A 19,943-nucleotide genomic window follows, 5' to 3' on the forward strand; every position below is an offset into this window, starting at 1 on the left:
TGAAGGCGATCGCAGACAAAAAAAACCCGGCATGCGACGCCGGGTGAAGATGGCCGGGCATGTTCCGAGATCACGCCCGACCGCGTGGCACTCTGCACGACGCCGCAGCGCGCGGACACGCGTGCGCCATGTCTTCGCGCGACACGGCATGCAACTCGACGTGAAGCTGCACGAGCCAGTCACGCGGACAAGGATTCGCAATCACGAGTTTGTCCGCGCTCCAGTCGATATGGCGCGATGCACGCGCGGCATCGAAGGCAAGCGCAGCGATGCGCCGCACGAGGAACACGACGGCCGCCGCGCTCGCAAGCGTCGCCGCGCGTATCGTCGTGCTTTGCAGCGCCTCCGCGTGTCCCGCGCAGCCGCACACGGCAAGCCACGCGGCGTCGGAAGTGGCGACGCATGCAGCGATCAACACCACGTGGGCGCGCAGGGAAACGAGGGTGGATGCTCGCATCGGCATTTCCGGGGAAGCGCGTGGCCAGGAACGGCGCGCTCGACGGTATAGTGCGAGGCCAGTCCTTATGCGATGCTTAAGCCGCGCACGCGCCGCATCGCTAAATACAGTGCTTTGTGCGGTCGCGCGCATTGGCGTTAAGTGGCGCTTAAGCATGCGCGCCGGACAATCGGCGGCAATCTTGTTGTAGCCTGGAGAATGCGCATGCGCCTGTTATTGGTGGAGGACGACGAGATGATCGGGGAGACCGTGCTCGCCGCATTACGCCGCGCCAACTATACGGTCGACTGGGCGCAGGACGGCCGCGCGGCCGAGCTCTCGCTCGCCAACGGCGTGTACGACCTCGTACTGCTCGATTTGAACCTGCCGAGACGCGACGGCCTCGAAGTGCTCGCAACGTATCGCAAGAACGGCGGCGACGCGCCCGTGATGATCATCACCGCGCGCGATGCCGTCGACGATCGCATACGCGGCCTCGATGCCGGCGCGGACGATTACCTTCTAAAGCCTTTCGATCTCGACGAACTCGCCGCCCGCGTGCGCGCGCTATTGCGGCGCCGCACGGGCCAGAAGCATCCCGTCTACACGCACGGCGAACTTTCGCTCGATCCCGCCGCGCACGAAGCCCGGAAAGCCGATGCCGTGCTCAATCTCGTGCCGCGCGAATTCGCGTTGCTGCAGGCGCTGATCGAGGAACCGGCGCGTGTGTTCCGGCGCTCCGAACTGGAAGAAAAACTGTATGGCTGGGGCGAGGAAGTGGGCAGCAATGCCATCGAAGTTCATGTGCACAGCTTGCGGCGCAAGATCGGCGCGGACGAGATCGTCACGGTGCGCGGCGTCGGCTATCGACTGAAGAGGGTCGGATGACTTCCATACGCCGATGGCTGCTCGGCTGGCTCATCTTCGGTCTCGCCATTGCGTGCCTGGTCGCGGGCTTCGGCATATTCAGCGCCGCGCGGCTGGAGGCGGGCGAACTCTTCGACTATGAATTGCGCACCGTCGCGCTTTCGCTGCCGCACAACATCGGCGCCGATGCGGTCGCGCAAGGCCGCGATCCCGAACTGCACGGCATCGCGGACGACCGGCTCGTCATCGATATCTGGGACCGCTCGGGGCGCCTCATCTATCACTCGCCGCACGAGCCCGCGCTGCCGCGCTTCGGCGAAGGCTTCAAGTCGGCGGAGCGCGAAGGCTATCGCTGGCGCGCGTTCGGCATCGCGCAGCCGGAGCGCTTCGTGCAAGTCGCGCAGCCGTACTTCATTCGCGACGATCTCGCGATCACGCTCGCATTGCGCACCATCTGGCCGCTCGCGTTGCTGATTCCGGCGATCGTCATGATCGTGTTGCTTGTCGTGGCGCGCGGGCTTTCGCCGGTGCGCTGGCTATCGCAGTCGCTTGCCGCGCGTTCGCCGGAGTCGCTCGATCCGATCACTTTTACCAAGCCGATGCCGGACGAGTTGCGTCCGCTCGTCGATGCGCTGAACGATCTGCTCATGCGTCTGAACGAGGCGTCGCAGGCGCAACGCTCGTTCGTCGCGGATGCGGCGCACGAACTGCGCACGCCGCTCGCCGCGCTCAAGCTGCAGATTCAGGGCGCGGTCAGCGAAGGCTCGCTGCAAGTGGACGGCGCGACGCTCGCGAAGATCGACGGGCGGCTGAACCGCATCATCCATCTGGCGCAGCAACTGCTGAGCATGGCGCGCGAGGATGCCGCGCGCGAAGCCGCCATCGCGCCGATGAGTCTGCGCACGCTCTGCGAACTGCGCGTGAGCGATTTCTCCTTACTTGCCGAAGCCAAGTCGATCGATCTGGGCCTCGAACTCGAAAACGCGCAAGGCGAGGCGGACGCATTCACCGTCATGGGCGACACGCACGCGCTCGCCGTGCTCGTGAACAATCTGATCGACAACGCAATTCGCCATACGCCGAAGGGCGGGCGCGTCGATGTCACGCTGCGCCGCGAAACCGCGGGCATTGCGCTGACGGTCATCGACAGCGGGCCGGGCATTGCCGAGAGCGAGATCGATCGCGTGTGCGACCGCTTCTATCGCTGCGTGGGCGCGTCGGGGCAGGGCAGCGGACTCGGTCTCGCGATTGCGCAGCGCGTCGCCCAGCGTCATCATGCGACGCTCGACGTGACGAATCGCAAGGACGCGAGCGGGTTGATCGTGGCGGTGCGAGGCCTGCGTGCAGCGGCGGCGCAAATGCGCACGAAGGATATCGTCAGCGGAATACATGCGTGATGCATGCGTGATGTTATGCGCGAATGAAAGCGCAAGAAGCGGAGCCTGCTTCCGTCAATGCGGTGCGATGCTGGTCATCCGACCTTTTCACGGATGAATCGATCATGATGAAGCTGCGTCTTCTTTTTTCATGTGCATGCCTCGCGTGGTTCGGCGCGGCGCATGCAGCGGATGCCGCCATGCCCGGTGCGGCTTCAAGCACGGCCTCCGAAGCCAAAACCCTGAAAGAGCGTCTCGGCGACAAAGCAAGCGACGAGCAACGGGTGGACAATTGCAAGGTGCCCGCGGATCGACGCGGCACGAAGGTCCGCCCCGATACGTGCGCGCACTGACACCGTGCGTTTGTGGTAACTTCGTGGGCGAACCGTTTCGTACAAATTAAAGGAGCCCGCCTTGTCTTCCACTCAAGCCGCATCCGTCCTGCGCCTCGGCATTCTCGGCGGCGCGAATATCGCCAGGCAATTCACGCGCGACGTCAGGCCGAGCCAGACCGTGCGCGTCGTCGCGGTCGCGAGCCGCAGCGACGACAACGCGAAAACCTTCGCCGAAGCCAACGGTATCGAACGATGGTTCGGCAGTTATGACGCGCTGCTCGCAAGCCCGGACATCGACGCCGTCTATATTCCGCTGCCCAACAGCCTGCACGCCGAGTGGGCGATCAAGGCCGCCGAGCACGGCAAGCACATCCTGTGCGAAAAGCCGCTCGCGCTGAATCGCGACGAAGCCCTGCGCATGTTCGACGCCGCCGACCGTCACGGCGTCATGCTGCTCGAAGCGTTTCCGTATTACTTCCAGCCGCAGACCGCCGCGATGATGACCCTGATCGGCGAAGGCGCCATCGGCAGCGTGCGCGCCATTCAGGCGAGTTTCGGCTTCACGGTGGGCAATCCCGGCGCGAACATCCGCATGAAGCCCGAACTCGGCGGCGGCGCGTTGCTCGACGCGGGCAGCTATCCGCTGAGCCTGATTCGCCTCGTGATGGGAAGCGCGCCGCAACGCGTGGACGCCGTCGCGACATGGGCCGACAGCAACGTCGACATCAGCCTCATGGCGACGCTGATTTACGCCGACGGCCGCCGCGCGCAAGTATCGTGTTCGATGGATGCGGCCAACCACCGTTTCGCGACGATCATCGGCACGCAGGGCACCATCGACACCGAATACCTCAATCACACGAGCGACCAGACTACGGGTCATCCCTACGGCTATTTGCCGAGCCAGTTGCGCGTGCGGCGCGGCATTCCGAATTCGGTGCCGTTCGAGACGATCGCATCCGAATCGGGCAGCGGCTTCTTCTTCGCGGCGGAAAGCTTCGCGCGCATGATCGCAACGCACGACAGCGCCGCGATCGAGTTCTATGCGCAAGTGAGCCTCGACAATGCCGCGACGCTCGCTGCGATCATCGAAAGCGCGCGCAGCGAGAAACCGGTCACGCTCTGAAGTCACGGCCTCCAGAATCACGAGCGAATTCGGATTGACGATCGCCGATTCTCTGACTAGAGTCAGAGATATGAACCCGTCCGATATCAGCCAGATTCGCAGCTTCAACCGTACCGTTGCGGAGGGCATCGGTGCGCTGAGCGATCGTTTTCTCGGGCGCGGCCGTCCGATGGGCGAATCGCGGCTGCTCTGGGAAATCGGCGAGAGCGGCGCCGAGCTTCGCGTGCTGCGCGAACGTCTCGGGCTCGATTCCGGCTATCTGAGCCGCACGCTCGCGTCGCTGGAGCGGCAAGGCCTCATTGCCGTCGATGCCCGCCCCGACGATCGCCGCGTGCGTCGCGCGCAACTTACCGACGCGGGCCGCACTGAACGCGAGGAACTCGAACGCCTGTCTGACGCGGTCGCCGGCGCGATGCTCGAACCGCTGAGCGAAACGCAGCGTCGCAGGCTGGTCGCGGCAATGTCCGAAGTTCAGCGCCTGCTGCAGCCATCGCTGACGCGTTTCATCGTTGAAGATCCCGCAAGCGACGACGCGCGCTGGTGCATCGGCCAGTATTTCGATGAACTGGGCGCGCGCTTCGAATCGGGCTTCGATCCGTCGATCAGCTTGTCCGCTGATACTACCGAACTGACCGCACCGAACGGCGCATTGATCGTGGCGAGGCTTCATGGCGCGGCGATCGGGTGCGTCGCGCTCAAGTATCACGGCAAGGCGCCGGCCGAGTTGAAGCGGATGTGGGTGAGCGCGGCGGCGCGCGGCATGGGCATCGGCCGGCGTCTGCTCGAAGAAGCCGAAACGCATGCGCGACAAAGCGGCGCGACGGCCATTCGCCTGGAGACGAACAAGGCGCTGAAGGAAGCAATCGAGTTGTATCGGCGTTCGGGCTATGTCGAGGTCGATCGGTTCAGCGCCGAACCCTACGCCGATCACTGGTTCGAGAAAGCACTACGCTGAGCGGCCCCGAACCTCCGTGAGCGCGATCACGAGTTCGAGAAACGCACGCGTCTTGGCCGGCGGATGATGCCGCGACGGATAAAACGCATACAGCGGAAAGCGCTCGTCGGGCCAGTCGGGAAAGAGGTCGATCAGCTTGCCGTCGGCGAGCAGTTTCTCCGAGCCGAGTTCGAGAATCTGCGCAATGCCGTATCCCGAGAGACACGCGCTCAGCATCGTGCCGACATCGTTCAACGTGAGGCGGCCGCGCGTATCGACGGTCACGCGCTTCTTCTTGCGATGAAACTCCCACACGAAGGGCCGCCCCGTCTCCGGATCGCGGAATTCGATGCACGTATGCGCGTCGTCGTTGAGAGCTTGCGGCGTCGCGGGCTTGCCGCGTCGCTTGATATACGACGGCGCGGCGACGGTCCGAACGCGCGTATCGAGCAGCTTGCGTCCGACGAGGCTCGAATTGCGCGGCTCGCCGAAGCGGATCGCGAGATCGAAGCCGTCCGCGATCATGTCGCCGAGCCGGTCGCTCGTAATCAGCTCAAGTTCCAGCTCGGCGTGCGCCTTGAGGAACGCATCGAGTTTCGGTCCGAGCACGAGCCGCGAGAAGATCGGATCGACGTTCACGCGCAGGCGGCCGCGCACGGCCGTCGCGCTGCCGGACGCGGTTGCAGCCGCTTCTTCCAGACCGACGAGATGCGGCATCACGTGTTCGAAGAAGCGCCGGCCGTCATCGGTGAGCGACACGCTGCGTGTCGTGCGGTCGAACAGACGAATCTTCAGACGCGCTTCGAGGCGCGAAACGGCGCGGCTCACGCCGGGATGCGACATGCCGAGACGATCGCCCGCGGCAGCGAACGTGCCCGCATCGACGATCGCCGCGAACACGCTGATGCCGTTCAAGATGCGTTCGTTGAAGCCGGCCATTCATGCCTCCGTGTTATGGATCAAATGGCTTTCATGTTATCGCGAAGGGGTGCGAAGGCGCGCAGAATGGTCATCGTTCAATCGGCTGATACGAAAGGAGGATGGCTATGGCGCGAGTTTTCATCACGGGATCGACGGACGGGCTCGGCGCGATGTCGGCGCGGCTCTTGATCGATGAAGGTCATCGGGTCGTGTTGCACGCGCGCAATGCGTCGCGCGCCGACGATGCTCATGCCGCCACGCCGAATGCGGAGGCTATCGTGACGGGCGACTTGTCGAACATCGCAGCGATGCGCGATGTCGCGGAGCAAGCGAACCGGCTCGGGCACTTCGACGCGATCATCCACAACGTGGGCATCGGTTATCGCGAGCCGCGCCGCATCGAAACAGCGGACGGCTTGCCGCACGTATTCGCGACCAACGTGCTCGCGCCTTACGTGCTCACCGCGTTGATCGCGAGACCGCAACGGCTCGTCTTTCTGAGTTCGGGCATGCATCACGGATCGCGCGCGAATCTCGGCGATATCGAATGGACGCAGCGCCGCTGGAACGGTGCACAGGCGTATGCGGAGAGCAAGTTCATGGACGTGCTGCTTGCGCTGGCCGTTGCGCGTCGCTGGCCGGACGTCTTATCGAATGCGCTGGAACCGGGCTGGGTGCCGACGAAGATGGGCGGACCTTCCGCGCCCGACAATCTCGATCTCGCGCATCGCACGCAGGCATGGCTCGCCGTCAGCGACGATGACGACGCACGCGTGAGCGGACGCTACTTCTTCCACATGCGCGAACGTGCCTGCGATCCTTCGGCGCGCGATGAAGCGCTGCAAGACAAGTTGATCGCGATTTGCGAGCGCCTGTCCGGCGTGAAGCTCGAACGCTGAACTCCAAAAAAAACGGGCCCCGAAGGGCCCGGCAAATCACTCCAACACGGTCGATCTCATGCGTGCGCCTTGGCGACTTTCTCCACGGCCATGGAGTCGGCGCGCAGGCGCTCGTACTCTTGCTCGCTCATCGGCACGGCGTCCTTCTTGCCCAGATCGTTCAGGCGGATGCGATACGTCTCACGCGCCGAGTAGGCCGCGATCGCCGCGATGATCGTCACGCCGAAAGCAATCGCGCCGACCGTCAGCGGGATGTTGTTCGATCCCGGGGGCGCCACTGCGGCGAACAGGGCGGGCAGGAGCGCGGTGATCGTCGTGCCGATGTTCTGCGCAATCGCCATGGCTGAAACACGCGAGCGAGTCGGGAACAGTTCCGGATAGAAGCTCGGGAAGATCGCGTTATAGCCTTGATACACGACGCCCCACATCAGCAGCGACATCAGGAACGCGAGCGGGACGCTGTGGATGCTGATCGCATAGAGATACGCGAAGGCCAGCATGCCCGAGACCAGCGAGCCGCCGATCATCATCGGGCGACGGCCGATCTTGTCCGACAGATTGCCGACGAACGGAATCACCAGCACCGCGACGATGTTGCCGACCACCGGAATCCACAAGTACACGCTCTTGTGGAAGCCGATGCCATACGAAGCCTGCACCGCATACGCCGCACCGAAGATCGTCGCGACGACGGGAATCACGTTCATCAACGCCATGCAGACAACGCGGATCATGTCGGGCGTGCTGTTGGCGAACGCTTCCTTGATCGGCGACTTGGGCAGGCTGCCGTGCGACTCTTCGGACGTGAATGCCGGCGTTTCATGCACTTCCTTCCGGATGATGTAGCCCGCGACCAGCACGAAAGCCGACAGCAGGAACGGCACACGCCAGCCCCACGAATTGAACATGTCTTCCGGCATGAACGTGGCGAGCGGCAGGAACACGGCGGCGGCGAGAATCTGGCCAGCCTGCACGCCTTGCAGCGTGAAGCTTGCGTAATAGCCGCGACGGCCGAACGGTGCGTGTTCCAGAATCATCGAGCTTGCGCCGGAGATTTCACCGGCCACCGCAAAGCCCTGAACCAGACGCAGCACCACGAGGAGCGCGGGCGCCAGCATGCCGACGCTGTGATACGTCGGCAACAGGCCGACTGCCATCGTCGAGAAGCCCATCAGGAACATGCAGATCAGCAGCACGTTCTTGCGGCCGTGCGTGTCGCCCAGATGGCCGAGTACGAATGCGCCGATCGGACGCGCGACATAGCCGACGCCGTAGGTCGCGAGCGACGCGATGATCGCCACTTTCGGATTGCCCGACGGGAAGAACAACTGCGGAAAAATTAGCGCCGCCGCCTGTGCGTAGATAAAGAAGTCGTAATACTCCAGCGCCGAGCCGATCCAGCCGCTCGCGGTCGCTTTCTTCGCCTGCCGACCGCTGCTCGCGTCTTCCTTGAGGCTAGCCATAGAGATGTCTCCGAACAATAAGTTTATAAGTCGAACCTGAAAACCTGATCGAGCGGCGGACGATTCGGATCCGGAAATACGCGTCGCTCTGGGAGTGATTGGAGAATAAGAGCGCCATCCCTTTCGATCAATGTTTCATGACAAATTTTGCGCGATAATCGCACGCACGTGTCCGATAATCGATCACTTTGGGGGTTAGCACTAGCAAATGGATACGATGAGCGGCAGAAACAGCCGTCGATCCATAACTAAACAAGCACATCAGCATGACTAAACCTGCACTCGACAAGCGCGACTGGATCGCCGGCCTGGAGAAGGGCCTGGCGATCCTCGAAGCCTTCGACGATCAGCACGCGCGCATGACCCCGACGCAGGCCGCCACGCGCACCGGCCTGACGCGCACGGCGGCGCGCCGCTATTTGCTGACGCTTGCGCACCTCGGCTATGTCCAGACCGACGGCAAGCTCTTCAACCTGACGCCGCGCGTGCTGCGCATGGGCTGGTCGTATTTCGAATCGGCGCGCATGCCGCGCATCGTGCAGCCTTACTTGCAGCAACTGAGCGCGATGATTCACGAGTCGGTGTATGTGAGCGTGCTCGATGACTGGGATCTCGTCATCATCGCGCGCAACGGCTCCACGCGCGTGATGACAACCGGCTTCGTGCTCGGCGCGCGCGTGCCGGCCGCGCTGATGTCGGGCGGGATCGCGATGCTCGCCTACAAGGACGAGACCTCGGTGCGCGAATGGCTCGATGCGACCGAGTTCAAGCCCTTCACGCCGCTCACGATCACCAACAAGGAAAAGCTCTACGAGAAGATTCGCCAGGCGCGCGTGGATGGTTACGTCGCCATCGAGCAGCAGTTGCAGATGGGCGTGCGCGGCATCGCGGTGCCGATCAAGAACCGGCATGGCGCAGTGGTGGCGGCGTTGTCGGCGAACATGCCGATCGGCAAGGAGACGGACGAGGCGGCGCTCGTCCGCGTGTTGCAGCCGTTGCAGGAAACGGCGTTGTCGATGTTGAACGTGATCTAGCTCATCGCGTCGACCAGAACGCGCGCTGCACGCGCAACACTTCGTCCTCCACTTGCGCGACGGGGCCGATCAGTTCGACCGGCTTCTGACAATGATCGAAGACATAGCGCGAGGAGACGCTCATCGTCGGATTCTCGGCGTGATTGCCGGTGGCTTCGAGCAGGCGTGCTTCGGTCAGCCCATAGACAACGCGTCCGATGTTGGCCCAGTACGCCGTGCCCGCACACATGCAGCACGGCTCGACCGACGTATAAAGCGTGCAGCCCCACAAATACTCCGGCGTGAAGTTGAGCGCCGCGACGCGCGCGAGAACCGACTCGGCATGATTCACAGTGTCGACGTTGCCTTGCTCCATCAACACGGTCTCCTGATCCGGACCGACGAGAATCGCGCCGAACGGATGATGACCGAGCAGCGTCGCTCGCTCGGCAACGGCGCTCGCGTGCCGCAGATGCCGCACGATCTGCTCTTGCGTGGGCGTGAGACCTTGCGGCGGGAGATCGTCGCGTCGGGTGCCAGGCGCTGTGATGGACATGGTTGCATCTCCTTGATGTCGGTGTCGATGTCGATATTCGAACGGGCAGGATAGCGCGGCAAAAAGCCGGGCGATTACGCGTCTGGAGATGGTGGGAATAACGCGAAGGGTGAGGGTTTTCGGGAGCGTGGTTTCGAAAGGCGCCTGGAGGCCTTGTTTTCGGGCACTTGCGAGAGGGGCGGGCAGTGCAAAGGTGAGGGTTTTCGGGAGCCGGCTCGGAGTCACGAATCGAGCCCTCACTTTCCCCTAATTTCCCGTCCCTACACTGCTCGTCAAGGTCGCAACACAACGAAGTCGAGCGGCCGCGACCGAACCATCGACAAAAGGGAAAGGGGAAACGACATGACCCAGCTCAACGAATCGAATCAAGCTCGCCCCGCACGCCGCGGCCACCTTCTTCTCAAGCTCTCCGCGCTGAGCATTGTCACGGCGCTCTCGCTCGGCGTCGGTTCCGCGCCGGTGTATGCGCAGGCAATGCCGAACGATATCGACACCGCGGTTCACGCGCAGCCGCTCAACATGCGCACGCTGCACGATCAACTGAACCTGAGCGCCGATCAGGAAGTGCAATGGCAAGCCGCGCTCGATGCGATGCGCCAGAGCCACGCATCCGAGCGCATGAACGCGGACCAGATGCAGTCGCGCATGCAGACGATGCTCAAGCAGCCGATCCTCGATCTCTCCGCGCTGCACGCGATGGACGAGAAGGCGCGGCAGCAGGACGCGCCCTTATCCGATCAGTCGGCGAAAGCGTGGCTCAAGTTCTACGGCAGCCTGAACGATCAGCAGAAGACCACGTTCAGCGATGCGATCCGTCCGGAGTTCGCGAACATCGTGCATCATCCGGCGCGGCCTTACGATCCGCGGACCGGACTGTGACGCGACGACACCACCACGCTCACGTTCCGCCCGTGAAGATCGGCCCTTGCCCGCCCGGCGCAAACGTGCGATGAACGCCATCGACGTGCGCGCCCGCCGCTTCGCGCGTGGATGCCGATGACGACGCCGACGCAGGCGCCGGATCGCGCAACGTGACCGCCGTTTCGGATGTGATCGGCACGCTCGGCTGTGCGAGCAGTTCGGTCTTGCGCATCGAACCTGCGGACGTCCCGAAGTAATAGCCGATGATGCTGATCCACGCCGTCCCGAGCGCGCCGACCACGACGTTCACCAGATCGCGATTCGCCTCGGGCAGCGCGCGCAACGCCATCAGCAGCAGAATGCCGAAGAAGCCGCCGGTCACGCACATCGCGAGCACCTTGGGCACCCAGTCGCGATTCGCGATGCCCATCGCGCGCGCATCGGCACGATCGCCCGCCGCCATACGCGCCATGTCCGCTTCGAACGACAACCGCGCCTGCGCCGCCGCCACCACGAGCTGTTGCAGTTGCAGCGAGTTCGCGCTTTCCGCCTGACTGATTTTCTCGAGCGCGGCGGGATCGTTGAGCGCGGTCTCGACGACTTCCGGATCGTTCGGCGTGCCGAGCGCATGCGAGATGATCGCGGCCGCCGCCGTCACGCCGAGCCCGACCGGCCCGCCGATGAGTCCCGCCAGAAGAGGCGCCCTCGCGCCGATGCTTGCCGCCACTTTCGACCAGTCCATCATGCCGCTCCCAGAAGAAGATTCGTCGCCATGCGTTCGGTCCAGCCTCGGCTGAACGTCGGCCATGCATGCAGGCCCTTCAGATAACGCAGCCGATACGCGGCGAAGCGCAGAACGAAGCGCATCGGATCGGCGGCTTTCACGGCATCGACGGTATCGGGGCCGAACTTGCCGTCTTCCTGCGCGCCCGCTGCCTTCTGCATCCACAACACGACGAGCCCGCCGTTGTAGTTCGCATCGAAGATCTGGAAGGCGACGCGCGGATCGAATTCATCGAGATGCAGCGGGTCCCAGTACTTCTGCTTCGCGATGCGCTTCGCGAGATCGAGCGGCAGGTCCTTCATCGCGCCCGCATAGCCATAGCCGCGTGCGACGCGTGCCGTCACGCCCCACATGGTTTCGCCGCCCGGGTCCGCCGGATGAAACGAATAGCCGCCTTCGCTGCCGATGAGCGCGTCGAAGGCGTCGTCGAAATTGTTCATGGTGTTCTCCTTGGCGCCTGCATGTGCCGCCGGAACTTCGCGATACGACGATCGCGGCGCCGGAAGAAACGGGCCGGCGCACGAGGCAGCCGGCCCGGTCGCATCGAGCCAGTGGCAGGCAGTCCCGATGCGACGGTAGGCATCTATGCAACCGCTATGCCAATGCACGTATAAAAGCGCGCGCGCGTTGTGGGACAAGGCTTGCGTGCTTCAGGAGAAGGTACGTGAAAAAGCGAACTGTCGTGCGTCATCCAACGCTTCCGATGCGCGATGTTCGCGCGATGCAAACAGTGTTGCGAGCGGCGCGCTCATTCGCGCCTCATTCAGCGTCTCTACGATGCACAGCATGCAAGGCGGCATGCGCGTCACATCCACACGCACCGCTCTGCGTTGACGATGTTTCATCGAGGAGAGAAGCCATGCGTCATTACCCATCGGACAGTCCCCGCGCGGCGGCGCGCATCGTCGTGATGTCGCTGATCGCGGACGGGCATATCGGCAGCGTCGAGATCGAGGCGCTCGAACGGCGCGGATTCTATGCGCGGCTCGGGCTGCATGCGGGCGAGTTGCACGACATCGTGCGCGAGGTGTGCGAAGACCTCACGCGCGCGTCGTATCTCACATGGGATGACGCGTGCCGGCTCGACGCTCATCTCGTGCAGCAGTTGGCGGAAGAAGTGCGCGATGTGCGCATGCGGCGCGAAGTGCTCGAACTGTGCGAAGCGGCCGTGGTCGCCGACGGTCACATCACGTGCACCGAAGCCGCCGTGCTCGACGCGGTGAAGCGCGCCTGGCGCATGCATTGAAGCGCGCGTTCAAGGAGACGACATCATGCAAAAGCACATTCTCGTCGCAGTGGGCCCGAGCGGCAGCCATGCCGCGCTCTCGCTCGGCATCGCGCGGGCCCGCGAATGCAACGCGCGCCTCACGGCGCTTCATGTGGTGGACCGCATGCCGTTCTGGGCAGTATCGTCGGTGCAGTACGACTGCGGCACGGCGCTCGCGTGCGTCGAAGAAAACGCGCGCGACATCGAGAAGCGCACATTGCAGGCGATACGCGCATCGAGCGTGAACGGCGTCTGCGTCGTGATGGACCTGCCGGACGGCATGACGGTCGCGCGTACGATCGCGCAGGCGGCGCGCGAGTTCGATGCCGATCTCGTCGTGACGGGCCGCGCGAAGGGCACGCACTGGCGCTTCTGGGAAGAGCGCGTGTCCGATGCGGTGAGCCGTCACAGCAACCGGCGCGTGCTGATTGCATCGAACCGCGAGCGCGATGAAGCGCCCGTTGAAACAAAAGCGACATCGTTACGATTTACCATCGCCGATTCGACGCAGCGCACATCTACCGCAACGTACAGTTCGAGAGGAAGCTCGCCATGCCGGATCGCATCGTCAAACCATCGCGACGTGCATTACTGAAAGGTCTCGTGTCCGGCACGGGGCTCGCGCTCACGGGCGCGGGCGCGGGCCTGGCCGATGCGCTCGCGCAAGGTGTCGCGCCCGCCATCGTCACCGCCGACAAGTTGCGTCCGCAACTACCCGGCGGCGTGATGAGCGGCGACGTCACCGCGACGAGCGGCATTGTCTGGAGCCGCACGGATCGGCCTGCGCGCATGATCGTCGAGTATTCGGCGAGCGAGAACTTCGCGACGTTTCAGCGGCGTATCGGTCCGGCGGCGCTCGACGGCAGCGGCTTCACGGCGCGCGTCGATCTCACCGGTCTGCCGCCGGGCGCCGACGTGTTCTATCGCGTGCGCTTTCAGGATCTCGTCGATGGCAAGGCATACAGCGAACCGGCGACGGGACGCTTGCGCACGGCATCGTTCGATGCGAACAAGCCGGTCTGCTTCGTGTTTTCCGGCGACGAAGCGGGGCAGGGCTGGGGCATCAATGAACGCTTCGGCGGCTATCGTATTTATGAAGCGATGCGGCGCGAGTCGCCGGACTTCTTCATTCATCAGGGCGACCAGATCTATGCGGACAGCGTGATCGAATCCGAAGTGCGCCTGCCGGACGGCACGATGTGGACGAACATCGTGACCGAAGGCAAGTCGCATGTTGCGCAGACGCTCGACGATTATCGCGCGGCCTTCGCCTACAACCAGCTCGATAAAAACAAGCGCCGCTTTGCCGCCGACGTGCCGTTCCTCGTGCAATGGGACGATCACGAAGTGCGCAACAACTGGTATCCCGGTCAGCAGATCGGCGCTGCGGAGACGCGTTATCAAACGCGCGCGATCAATCTGCTCGAAGCGCGTGCGAAGCAGGCGATGTTCGAATACAACCCGTATCGCATCAATCAGCTCGATCCGGAGCAGGTTTATCGCGGCTTTCAGTTCGGGCCGCTGCTCGATGTGTTCATGCTCGACGAGCGGTCGTATCGCGGCGCGAATTCACCGAACCGGCAGACGCGTCTCGACGCCGACTCGGCCTTTCTCGGCTCGCAGCAGACGGAGTGGCTGAAGGCGTCGCTCAAGGCTTCGCGCGCGACGTGGAAAGTGATCGCGAGCGATATGCCGATTTCGCTCGTCGTCCCCGATGCGAACCCCGACGTACCGAAGGGCACGTTTGAAGCGTGGGCCAACGCGGACAACGGCGCGCCGCTCGGCCGCGAGCTTGAGTTGAAAGAGATCCTCGGCTTCATCAAGCGCGAGGACATCAAGAACGTCGTGTGGATCACGGCCGATGTGCACTACGCGCAGGCGACGCATTACGATCCGTCGCGCGCGAAGTTCAGCGACTTCAAGCCGTTCTGGGAGTTCGTCGGCGGGCCGATCAACGCGGGCACGTTCGGCCCGAACGATCTCGATACGACCTTCGGCCCCGAACTGCGCTACGTGAGCGTGCCGAAGGACAATCCGCAGAACCGTTCGCCCGCCGCCATGCAGCAGTTCTACGGCCGCGCGAAGATCGATCCGGCGAGCCGCGCGATGACCGTCTCCCTGCACGATCTGAACGGCCGCTCGCTCTATGAAGTGAAGCTCGATATTGAAGCGTAGTCAGCCGGCAAGCTTCGTCGCCAGTTCGGCGACATGCTTGCCCTGATAGCGCGCGATATCGAGTTCGTTCTGCGAGGGCTGGCGGCTTCCATCGGGCCCGGCGAGCGTGGTTGCGCCGTAGGGCGTGCCGCCCGATATCTCGCTCATGTTCGTGAGCCCCGCGCACGCGTAGGGCACGCCGACGATCACCATGCCGTGATGCAGCAGCGTGTTATGAAACGACGTGATAGTCGTTTCCTGGCCGCCGTGTTGCGAAGCCGTCGATGAAAACACGCTGCCGACCTTGCCGACGAGCGCGCCTTTCATCCACAGTCCGCCCGTCTGGTCGAGAAAGGTGCGCATCTGCCCGGCCATGTTGCCGAAGCGCGTGGGCGTGCCGAAGATGATCGCGTCGTAGTCGGCGAGTTCGTCGACGGTTGCGACGGGCGCTTGTTGATCGAGCTTCGCGCCGATCTGCGCGGCGCGGTCGGCGGGAATCGTTTCCGGCACGCGCTTGAGCGTGACCTCGACGCCCGCGACGCCTTGCGCGCCTTCTGCAATGGCATGCGCCATTGTTTCTATGTGGCCGTACATCGAATAATAGAGAACCAGAACTTTCGCCATGATGGGTCCTTGATCGAGGGGTGCATCCGATGGAGATGCGCGGTTCCTTGCGCAGTTGTCAAAGATAGCACCGCATGCGCGGGTGCATCGGTCGCACGAACTGGCCTGCCGGCGCACGCGCGAAGCGTTCATGGGCGCGCACGTTTCGCATCGACGACAATATAAAAAATCGAAACGGAGACGCCATCGACATGAACGGCCACGCCTTTCTCAGCGCGAATCTGCTGATCGCTTACTCGGCGTATTTCGTCGGCACCGCGAGCCCCGGGCCGAGCAATCTCGCCATCATGTCGATTGCCAGCACCTCGGGCCGGCGCGCGGCGTTCGCCTTTGCGGCGGGCGTCATGTCCGGCTCGTTCTTCTGGGCGATGCTCGCCGCGCTCGGCCTTTCCGCCGCGCTCACCGCGTATTCGGGCTTTCTCGTCGGCGTGAAGATTTGCGGCGGGCTGTATCTGTTGTGGCTCGCATTCAAGTCGGGACGTTCGGCATTGAAGCCGACCGCGCGAACTTCCGCGACGCACGCGACGGGGCAGAGCGGCCGGAAACTCTATGCGCGCGGCGCGCTTTTGCATCTCACGAATCCGAAGGCCATTCTCGTGTGGATGTCGGTGGCCGCGCTCGGTTCGTCGGCGGGCGAAGGGCCGGGACATATGCTCGCGGTGGTCGCGGGCTGTCTGTGCATCGGCGTCTGCGTGTTCGGCGGCTATGCGGCGCTCTTTTCGATGGCCGCCGCGCGGCGCATCTATACGCGCATTCAGCGCGGCCTCGACGCGTGCCTCGCGCTGGTGTTCGGCGCGGCGGGCATCCGGCTCCTGACATCGCGCGTGTGACCATGAATCAGCCCGCGCGTACGCATTCGCTTTCGGCCGAGTCCGCGTTTGCGTTTCTGACGCGGCTGCCGACGCCCATTCTGATCGTCGCGGCGGTCGTGGCGGGCTATGCGGCGAATATCATCGTGATGGAACTCGTGATGCTCGTCGCGCCCGATGCGCCGCTCAACGCCCCGCATCTGACGCTGAGCGGCCCGATGTTCATCGCGACGCTGATCGCCGCTTGCGCGATCCTGCCGCTGTTCGAGACGCTCGTGTTTCAGTAGGCGATCATCGTCTTCGTGCGCCGCAAGCTGCGCTGGCGCGCGGTCTGGGCCGTGGCGCTGTCGGCGGCGGCGTTCGGGCTCGCGCATTCCTACAGCGCGCAGTACATGCTGCGCGCGGCGGCGGGCGGCCTTGTGCTGGGCACCGTGTTCGTCGTCGAGCAGGAGAAACGCGGCTCGCCGTTCTGGGTCGTGACGTCGGTGCATGCGTTCTACAACCTGATCGCCATGTTTCTGCTTGCGCAAGCCGTGTAGCGGATTTGCCGCGCCGTGTGCGGTTCGGCTTTGCTTCCGGACGATCGGGGTCTAGTCTCAAGCCTGGACACTGAACGATTTCCGGACCGATGCCGACCGACGATTCTCCCCGCCGCGCTCCTCCGCTCAAGCCGCCGCTCACCGCGATCATCGGCGAACATGCGCGCATCGTGCTCGATGCCTTCGCCGCGCTCGGACGCGAACTCGTCGCGATCGTGCCGACGCAGGCGCGCGCGCTCTTTGCGACGCAGGCGATGCTGTCGGTCGGGCTCGCCGTCGCGCTCGCCTATGCGTTTCACCTGTCCAACATCTGGTGGGCGGCGATCAGCGGCTTCGCGGTGATGCAGTCGAAATTCTCGGCGTGCGCGCAACGCGGTGTGCAGCGCGTCGTCGGCACGGTGGCGGGCGCGCTGATCGGCGCGGTCGCGGGACCGACTATCGGCGACTTGCCGTGGCTGTTCGTGCCGCTGCTCGGGGTGATCGCGGGCGTGTCGGTGTATCGCGCGCTCGTGTCCGATGCGGGCTACGCGTGGGTGCTCGGCGCGGTGACTTCGCTGATGGTGACGTTCGAGGCGCACCGGCTCGCGTCCGCCGCGGCGACAGCGTCGTTCGCGCTCTTGCGCGTGGGCGAAGTGGCCGTCGGGACGATTGCGTGCGTGGGTGTATCGGCGCTGTTTCACGCGGGATTGCAGCACTATCGGAAAAAGCGCGGCGCCGCGCCGTTGCCGCGCGCGCAGGCGGCGTCGACGGTCGATCGCGTCGATGGCGTCAATGCGCAGACCATCACCATCATGCCGTCCGATGCGGCGCAGGCGGTGCAGGCGGTCGAGGCATCGCACGTCGCGCGCGCCGCACAGATTGCGCTCGCGATGCGCGGGCGTCTCGCATGGCAGAGCGCGTGGTCGGTGATGATTCTGGCGTCGCTCGCGTATGCGTGGAATCTGCCGGGCTTCGCGCAGGCGATGGTCACCGCGATCGCCGTGCTGATCCTGCCTGCATCGGCGCTCGGCAAGCCGACCAGCAAGCCGATTGCGGAGCGCATGATTCAGCGCTTCGTCGGCTGTCTGCTCGCGGGCGGCGTGAGTCTCGCGCTGTTGCCTTTAGTGGGCGACAACGCGCTCGTCTGCATGATCGCGCTGTGCGCGGGCGTGTGGATCGGCTGTCATGTGCAGACCGGCACGCAAGGCGCGAGCTACGTGGGGCGGCAGTTCAGCATCGCGTTCATCATGGTGTTCGTGCAGGATCACCATTGGTCGTCCGATCCGATGCCCGCGCTCACGCGGCTCGCGGGCATTCTGTGCGGGATCGTGGTGTTGTCCGGCGTGATGGCGGCCGGGACCGCGTGGACGCAAAGAAAAGCCCCGCGAACCGCGATGCGGTGACGTAACCGCATCGCGCTTCCCAAGCTCGAAAACTCAAGCCTCTTCCGCCCAAGCCTGATTTTCCCTCGCCATCAACGCGCTGGATGCCGCGGGGCCGAAGGTTCCGGCGGTATAACCGCGCGGCCGGTCGCCCAGTTCCTTCCATCCGTTGAGAATCGGCTCGACCCACGCCCATGCCGCTTCCAGTTCGTCGCGCCGCATGAAATGCGTGAGGCGTCCGCGAATGACGTCGATCAGCAGGCGCTCGTACGCTTCCGCGCGCCGCTGCTTCATGGCCTGCTGGAAATCGAGATTAAGTGTGACCGGCTGCATGTGCATGCCGCTGCCGGGTTCCTTCGCCATCATCTGAAGCTGGATGGACTCTTCCGGCTGCAGCGTGATGGTGAGCCGGTTGCCGTAGTGGCGCGGACCGTCGGGGATGATCGAGAACGGCAGATCGGCGAAATCGATGACGATCTCCGAGCGCCGATTCTGCATGCGCTTGCCCGTGCGCAGGAAGAACGGCACGTTGGCCCAGCGCCAGTTGTTGATGTGCGCGCGCAACGCGACGAAGGTTTCCGCGCGGCTGTCGGGCGGCACGTTCGCCTCTTCGAGATAACCCTTCACCGCCTCGCCGCCGACCGCGCCCGCCGTGTACTGGCCGCGCACGGTATCGCGCGCGATATCGGCGACCGACATCGGCCGAAGCGACTTCAGCACCTTCAGCTTTTCGTCGCGGACGGCGTCCGGATCGAGCGACACCGGCGGCTCCATCGCGACGATGCACAGCAGCTGCATCAGGTGGTTCTGCACCATGTCGCGCAGCGCGCCGGTGTGATCGTAGAAGCCCGCGCGGCTGCCGACGCCCACAGTCTCCGACACCGTAATCTGCACGCTCTTGATATACGGCGCCTGCCACAGCGGCCCGAAGATCGCATTGCCGAAGCGCAGCACCATCAGGTTCTGCACCGTTTCCTTGCCGAGATAATGGTCGATGCGATAAATCTGCTCTTCCTTGAAGTGCTTGCCGACCGCGTCGTTGATCGCGCGCGCCGAGGCCAGATCGTGGCCGAGCGGCTTTTCCAGCACGACGCGCGAGGTCGCGTCGAGAATGCCGGCGGCGTCGAGGTTTTCGCAGATCGTCACGAACAGTTCCGGCGATGTCGACAGATACAACACGCGTTGCGAGTTCGGACGCACGGCCTGCGCGAGCCGCTGAAAATCGCCAGGATTTTCGATATCGACGCGCACGTAATCGAAGAGCGCGAGAAATTTGTCCCACGACTGGGCATCGAAGGCCTTCGCGTCGATGAACGAACGCGACTGCTCTTCCATGAAGTTCTTCAGGTAATCCTCACGCGTCCAGTCCCTGCGGCCGATCGCGAGAATGCGCGTGTCGGCGGGAAGGTTGCAGTGCGTGTGCGCCATGTAGAGCGCCGGCAGCAGCTTGCGCGCCGCCAGGTCTCCGCCGCCGCCGAAGATGATCATGTCCAGCGGGCGTTCGTTCGAAGCAGAGGTTGAATTCGTCATGGTGCGTGAGCCGTCAAGGGTTCAGAAAGCCGAAAGCGCGGCGACCGGTCGCGGTCGTTCGAGACAGCTATGTTGCATGTTTTGCCGG

The 19,943-nt window shown here is 64.0% G+C and carries 23 protein-coding genes; 15 read left to right on the forward strand and 8 right to left on the reverse strand.

Features of this window, described 5'->3' with window-relative positions; translation table 11 throughout:
- Nucleotides 1-70 precede the first annotated feature (70 nt).
- Complete coding sequence (locus BRPE64_RS14190; protein ID WP_144063411.1) at nt 71-457, reverse strand: hypothetical protein; 387 nt, start codon at nt 455-457, stop codon at nt 71-73.
- Between the two features lie 204 nt (nt 458-661).
- Here BRPE64_RS14190 and BRPE64_RS14195 point away from each other — a divergent pair, with 204 nt between their 5' ends.
- The 5 genes from BRPE64_RS14195 (at nt 662) to BRPE64_RS14215 (ending at nt 5,095) form a co-directional block, all read left to right on the forward strand.
- On the forward strand, nt 662-1,324 hold the full coding sequence (locus BRPE64_RS14195; RefSeq protein WP_044042627.1) for a response regulator: 663 nt from the start codon (nt 662-664) through the stop codon (nt 1,322-1,324).
- The gene (locus BRPE64_RS14200; protein WP_016354123.1) at nt 1,321-2,700 is read left to right on the forward strand and encodes an ATP-binding protein; all 1,380 of its coding nucleotides are present in this window, start codon (nt 1,321-1,323) and stop codon (nt 2,698-2,700) included. Before BRPE64_RS14195 ends, BRPE64_RS14200 begins: the two co-directional genes overlap by 4 nt.
- A 104-nt stretch (nt 2,701-2,804) precedes the next feature.
- Complete coding sequence (locus BRPE64_RS14205; RefSeq protein ID WP_232519248.1) at nt 2,805-3,032, forward strand: hypothetical protein; 228 nt, start codon at nt 2,805-2,807, stop codon at nt 3,030-3,032.
- A 61-nt stretch (nt 3,033-3,093) separates the two neighbouring features.
- Entirely contained in the window at nt 3,094-4,140 is a 1,047-nt protein-coding gene (locus BRPE64_RS14210) for a Gfo/Idh/MocA family protein (RefSeq protein WP_016354125.1), read from the forward strand.
- 70 nt (nt 4,141-4,210) lie between these two features.
- A complete protein-coding gene (locus tag BRPE64_RS14215) occupies nt 4,211-5,095 on the forward strand; it encodes a bifunctional helix-turn-helix transcriptional regulator/GNAT family N-acetyltransferase (RefSeq protein WP_016354126.1) in 885 nt (294 codons plus the stop codon).
- Here the strand turns inward: BRPE64_RS14215 and BRPE64_RS14220 are convergent.
- Nucleotides 5,087-6,013 carry a LysR family transcriptional regulator gene (locus BRPE64_RS14220; protein WP_016354127.1) on the reverse strand — a complete coding sequence of 309 codons (927 nt, stop codon included), beginning with the start codon at nt 6,011-6,013 and terminating at the stop codon, nt 5,087-5,089. The genes BRPE64_RS14215 and BRPE64_RS14220 overlap by 9 nt on opposite strands.
- A 107-nt stretch (nt 6,014-6,120) precedes the next feature.
- On the opposite strand from BRPE64_RS14220, the gene BRPE64_RS14225 reads away from it, so the two are divergent.
- A complete protein-coding gene (locus BRPE64_RS14225; protein ID WP_016354128.1) occupies nt 6,121-6,894 on the forward strand; it encodes an SDR family NAD(P)-dependent oxidoreductase in 774 nt (257 codons plus the stop codon).
- Between the two features lie 56 nt (nt 6,895-6,950).
- On the opposite strand, the gene BRPE64_RS14230 is transcribed toward BRPE64_RS14225, so the two are convergent.
- A complete protein-coding gene (locus BRPE64_RS14230) occupies nt 6,951-8,357 on the reverse strand; it encodes an MFS transporter (RefSeq protein ID WP_016354129.1) in 1,407 nt (468 codons plus the stop codon).
- Between the two features lie 266 nt (nt 8,358-8,623).
- Between BRPE64_RS14230 and BRPE64_RS14235 the strand changes: the two genes are divergently transcribed.
- Nucleotides 8,624-9,391: an IclR family transcriptional regulator domain-containing protein gene (locus tag BRPE64_RS14235; protein WP_016354130.1), complete on the forward strand. Its 768-nt coding sequence runs from the start codon at nt 8,624-8,626 to the stop codon at nt 9,389-9,391.
- 1 nt (nt 9,392) lies between these two features.
- Here the strand turns inward: BRPE64_RS14235 and BRPE64_RS14240 are convergent, their stop codons facing one another.
- Entirely contained in the window at nt 9,393-9,926 is a 534-nt protein-coding gene (locus tag BRPE64_RS14240; RefSeq protein ID WP_016354131.1) for a nucleoside deaminase, read from the reverse strand.
- A 342-nt stretch (nt 9,927-10,268) separates the two neighbouring features.
- Between BRPE64_RS14240 and BRPE64_RS14245 the strand changes: the two genes are divergently transcribed.
- Nucleotides 10,269-10,805 carry a periplasmic heavy metal sensor gene (locus tag BRPE64_RS14245; protein ID WP_016354132.1) on the forward strand — a complete coding sequence of 179 codons (537 nt, stop codon included), beginning with the start codon at nt 10,269-10,271 and terminating at the stop codon, nt 10,803-10,805.
- Nucleotides 10,806-10,824: 19 nt separating this feature from the next.
- On the opposite strand, the gene BRPE64_RS14250 is transcribed toward BRPE64_RS14245, so the two are convergent.
- On the reverse strand, nt 10,825-11,529 hold the full coding sequence (locus BRPE64_RS14250; protein ID WP_044042221.1) for a hypothetical protein: 705 nt from the start codon (nt 11,527-11,529) through the stop codon (nt 10,825-10,827).
- The gene (locus BRPE64_RS14255; protein ID WP_016354134.1) at nt 11,529-12,011 is read right to left on the reverse strand and encodes a glycoside hydrolase family 108 protein; all 483 of its coding nucleotides are present in this window, start codon (nt 12,009-12,011) and stop codon (nt 11,529-11,531) included. The genes BRPE64_RS14250 and BRPE64_RS14255 overlap by 1 nt, the downstream gene beginning before the upstream one ends.
- A gap of 419 nt (nt 12,012-12,430) precedes the next feature.
- Between BRPE64_RS14255 and BRPE64_RS14260 the strand changes: the two genes are divergently transcribed.
- The 3 genes from BRPE64_RS14260 to BRPE64_RS14270 are packed head-to-tail and all read left to right on the forward strand — an operon-like array spanning nt 12,431 to nt 15,013.
- Nucleotides 12,431-12,817 (forward strand): tellurite resistance TerB family protein, encoded by a 387-nt coding sequence (locus BRPE64_RS14260; RefSeq protein WP_016354136.1) that lies wholly within the window; start codon nt 12,431-12,433, stop codon nt 12,815-12,817.
- 25 nt (nt 12,818-12,842) lie between these two features.
- On the forward strand, nt 12,843-13,433 hold the full coding sequence (locus BRPE64_RS14265; RefSeq protein WP_016354137.1) for a universal stress protein: 591 nt from the start codon (nt 12,843-12,845) through the stop codon (nt 13,431-13,433).
- Nucleotides 13,391-15,013 (forward strand): alkaline phosphatase D family protein, encoded by a 1,623-nt coding sequence (locus BRPE64_RS14270; protein ID WP_016354138.1) that lies wholly within the window; start codon nt 13,391-13,393, stop codon nt 15,011-15,013. The genes BRPE64_RS14265 and BRPE64_RS14270 overlap by 43 nt, the downstream gene beginning before the upstream one ends.
- Here BRPE64_RS14270 and wrbA read toward each other — a convergent pair whose 3' ends face one another.
- Nucleotides 15,014-15,616: an NAD(P)H:quinone oxidoreductase gene (gene wrbA / locus BRPE64_RS14275; RefSeq protein ID WP_016354139.1), complete on the reverse strand. Its 603-nt coding sequence runs from the start codon at nt 15,614-15,616 to the stop codon at nt 15,014-15,016.
- 191 nt (nt 15,617-15,807) lie between these two features.
- Here wrbA and BRPE64_RS14280 point away from each other — a divergent pair, with 191 nt between their 5' ends.
- The 4 genes from BRPE64_RS14280 (at nt 15,808) to BRPE64_RS14290 (ending at nt 18,346) form a co-directional block, all read left to right on the forward strand.
- On the forward strand, nt 15,808-16,446 hold the full coding sequence (locus tag BRPE64_RS14280) for a LysE family translocator (protein ID WP_044042629.1): 639 nt from the start codon (nt 15,808-15,810) through the stop codon (nt 16,444-16,446).
- A 2-nt stretch (nt 16,447-16,448) separates the two neighbouring features.
- Nucleotides 16,449-16,712 (forward strand): hypothetical protein, encoded by a 264-nt coding sequence (locus BRPE64_RS31930; protein WP_016354141.1) that lies wholly within the window; start codon nt 16,449-16,451, stop codon nt 16,710-16,712.
- A gap of 15 nt (nt 16,713-16,727) precedes the next feature.
- A complete protein-coding gene (locus tag BRPE64_RS14285; RefSeq protein ID WP_016354142.1) occupies nt 16,728-16,964 on the forward strand; it encodes a CPBP family intramembrane glutamic endopeptidase in 237 nt (78 codons plus the stop codon).
- Nucleotides 16,965-17,053: 89 nt separating this feature from the next.
- Nucleotides 17,054-18,346, forward strand: a complete 1,293-nt coding sequence (locus BRPE64_RS14290) for an FUSC family protein (RefSeq protein WP_016354143.1) — start codon at nt 17,054-17,056, stop codon at nt 18,344-18,346.
- A gap of 33 nt (nt 18,347-18,379) precedes the next feature.
- Here the strand turns inward: BRPE64_RS14290 and zwf are convergent, their stop codons facing one another.
- A complete protein-coding gene (gene zwf / locus BRPE64_RS14295; RefSeq protein ID WP_016354144.1) occupies nt 18,380-19,855 on the reverse strand; it encodes a glucose-6-phosphate dehydrogenase in 1,476 nt (491 codons plus the stop codon).
- Nucleotides 19,856-19,943 lie beyond the last annotated feature (88 nt).

The sequence above is a fragment of the Caballeronia insecticola genome (genome assembly GCF_000402035.1).
In the GTDB taxonomy this organism is placed as follows: Bacteria; Pseudomonadota; Gammaproteobacteria; order Burkholderiales; family Burkholderiaceae; genus Caballeronia; species Caballeronia insecticola.

Coding starts and splice junctions, on each gene's coding strand:
- BRPE64_RS14190 (WP_144063411.1), bottom strand. CDS start 457: ATGCGAGCATCCACCCTCGTTTCCCTGCGCGCCCACGTGGTGTTGATC.
- BRPE64_RS14195 (WP_044042627.1), top strand. CDS start 662: ATGCGCCTGTTATTGGTGGAGGACGACGAGATGATCGGGGAGACCGTG.
- BRPE64_RS14200 (WP_016354123.1), top strand. CDS start 1,321: ATGACTTCCATACGCCGATGGCTGCTCGGCTGGCTCATCTTCGGTCTC.
- BRPE64_RS14205 (WP_232519248.1), top strand. CDS start 2,805: ATGATGAAGCTGCGTCTTCTTTTTTCATGTGCATGCCTCGCGTGGTTC.
- BRPE64_RS14215 (WP_016354126.1), top strand. CDS start 4,211: ATGAACCCGTCCGATATCAGCCAGATTCGCAGCTTCAACCGTACCGTT.
- BRPE64_RS14220 (WP_016354127.1), bottom strand. CDS start 6,013: ATGGCCGGCTTCAACGAACGCATCTTGAACGGCATCAGCGTGTTCGCG.
- BRPE64_RS14225 (WP_016354128.1), top strand. CDS start 6,121: ATGGCGCGAGTTTTCATCACGGGATCGACGGACGGGCTCGGCGCGATG.
- BRPE64_RS14230 (WP_016354129.1), bottom strand. CDS start 8,357: ATGGCTAGCCTCAAGGAAGACGCGAGCAGCGGTCGGCAGGCGAAGAAA.
- BRPE64_RS14235 (WP_016354130.1), top strand. CDS start 8,624: ATGACTAAACCTGCACTCGACAAGCGCGACTGGATCGCCGGCCTGGAG.
- BRPE64_RS14240 (WP_016354131.1), bottom strand. CDS start 9,926: ATGTCCATCACAGCGCCTGGCACCCGACGCGACGATCTCCCGCCGCAA.
- BRPE64_RS14245 (WP_016354132.1), top strand. CDS start 10,269: ATGACCCAGCTCAACGAATCGAATCAAGCTCGCCCCGCACGCCGCGGC.
- BRPE64_RS14250 (WP_044042221.1), bottom strand. CDS start 11,529: ATGGACTGGTCGAAAGTGGCGGCAAGCATCGGCGCGAGGGCGCCTCTT.
- BRPE64_RS14255 (WP_016354134.1), bottom strand. CDS start 12,011: ATGAACAATTTCGACGACGCCTTCGACGCGCTCATCGGCAGCGAAGGC.
- BRPE64_RS14260 (WP_016354136.1), top strand. CDS start 12,431: ATGCGTCATTACCCATCGGACAGTCCCCGCGCGGCGGCGCGCATCGTC.
- BRPE64_RS14265 (WP_016354137.1), top strand. CDS start 12,843: ATGCAAAAGCACATTCTCGTCGCAGTGGGCCCGAGCGGCAGCCATGCC.
- BRPE64_RS14270 (WP_016354138.1), top strand. CDS start 13,391: ATGCCGGATCGCATCGTCAAACCATCGCGACGTGCATTACTGAAAGGT.
- wrbA (WP_016354139.1), bottom strand. CDS start 15,616: ATGGCGAAAGTTCTGGTTCTCTATTATTCGATGTACGGCCACATAGAA.
- BRPE64_RS14280 (WP_044042629.1), top strand. CDS start 15,808: ATGAACGGCCACGCCTTTCTCAGCGCGAATCTGCTGATCGCTTACTCG.
- BRPE64_RS31930 (WP_016354141.1), top strand. CDS start 16,449: ATGAATCAGCCCGCGCGTACGCATTCGCTTTCGGCCGAGTCCGCGTTT.
- BRPE64_RS14290 (WP_016354143.1), top strand. CDS start 17,054: ATGCCGACCGACGATTCTCCCCGCCGCGCTCCTCCGCTCAAGCCGCCG.
- zwf (WP_016354144.1), bottom strand. CDS start 19,855: ATGACGAATTCAACCTCTGCTTCGAACGAACGCCCGCTGGACATGATC.